The organism is Amniculibacterium aquaticum (genome assembly GCF_003852705.1).
Taxonomy (GTDB): domain Bacteria; phylum Bacteroidota; class Bacteroidia; order Flavobacteriales; family Weeksellaceae; genus Amniculibacterium; species Amniculibacterium aquaticum.
This window is the reverse complement of sequence record NZ_REFA01000063.1, coordinates 1-1,441: the sequence shown is the minus strand read 5'-3', so window position 1 is coordinate 1,441 and position 1,441 is coordinate 1. Positions and strand designations below refer to the sequence as shown.

1 protein-coding gene is annotated in these 1,441 nt (G+C 27.1%); it reads left to right on the top strand.

The genetic code is table 11. The annotated features are described in order from the left end of the window. The first annotated feature begins 146 nt into the window (after nt 1–146). Nucleotides 147–1,127, top strand: a complete 981-nt coding sequence (locus EIY84_RS11700; RefSeq protein WP_124643382.1) for a tetratricopeptide repeat protein — start codon at nt 147–149, stop codon at nt 1,125–1,127. Nucleotides 1,128–1,441: the final 314 nt, after the last annotated feature.

Sequence of the window (1,441 nt, the reverse complement as noted above, 5' to 3'; positions counted from 1 at the left end):
CGCAAAAAGCCTTTTTCTTTTCCTAATTTTTGTATTTTAGCAAAAGGAAAATGGCTTTTTGCTAAGTGTTGAGATTGCATAAGTACTTGATAATCAAAGTCCGCACTTCACAAAGCCGCAAACCGTTAGCCGCAATTTAAAAACAAATGAACCGCATTCTAATAACAATATTTTTATTTATCGCATTTTCATTTTGTTATTCGCAAAATCAAAATCTAATAGGAAAATGGATTCTGGTAAAAACAATGTTTAATGATGGACGTAATATCGAGATTAATAATCCAAATTATTCGACAAAATTAATTTATACAATTAAACCTAAATCGATAAAAATTAACAACCAAAATTTTGATGCAACCTTTTCTTCAGAGCAAATAAAAACTCAATTCAGAAAAATTAACTTTTTAATTAAAGAGAAATATTTAATTGCTCAAGATGAAGGAGATAATAAAACTAGTTATTTTTTAAAAGTTGATGATTTCATTCAAAAATATCCAGAATTCTCACTTAAAGAAATTGAAAAAAATGGGCAAACTTTATATTTGGATAATGATTTGTCTGGATATGAATTTAACAATGAATTATCTTTTGAAGAATATATAAGTAAAAATACAAAAGATCGCGATTCAAAAGATTTTATAAATTTGAATTTTCAGGTAGAATTTGTTTTAACAAAAGACAATAAAATCCAAGATATAAAAGTTTTGAATTCAATAGATAATAGTTTTGATAATGAATACATAAATGCTTTAAAAAAATCTGAAAAATATTTTCAAAATTTAACAGGGAAAAATCTACTAATTCGCGATGAAATAAATCAGCTAAAATGGGCAAATGATTTAAGTGATAAAGATGAAAAAAAATTATATCAAATTAGAGCCAAAGGATTAGAATATTACCGAAATAATAAATTTGAAAAAGCCATTGAACAATTTTCACAAGTTGAGAGTTTGGATATAAAAAACAACCGATTTAAAACACTAATCAAAGAATGTTTATTAGATTTAGGGATATCCTATTTAGCAACAGGACAAAATGAAAATGCATGCAAAACTTTTGAAAAAATTGGGGATAAATCAGATTTTGAAATCAGAAATTATTTGATTGACTTCTGCGAAAAAAAATAAACTACGGCTAACATTGTATTGGCAAAATGCGGGGTTAAGGCTAAATTGAACTATTTTTCAAATTTATCCGCCGCTGCTTTTTTATTCCACAAAAAAGAGTAATTTAGTGTAAGAAAAAAGCATCGGCTACGGTCAGTCTAAATTGAACTTTTCGTTCCATTTAGCCCGCACTTCGCCAATACTTTTTCCGTTGTCCGTAATATTTGAAGAGCGTTATCAAATCGAAGATTTTGCAAATTTGAACATTTATTGACCTCTACCCTTCTGATTTCTAAATTTTATGCCGAATAATTTCTACGTGAAAATTTGAAAAA

Excerpts from the sequence above, each read along its gene's own strand:
- EIY84_RS11700 (WP_124643382.1), top strand. The coding sequence starts at position 147 with ATGAACCGCATTCTAATAACAATATTTTTATTTATCGCATTTTCATTT.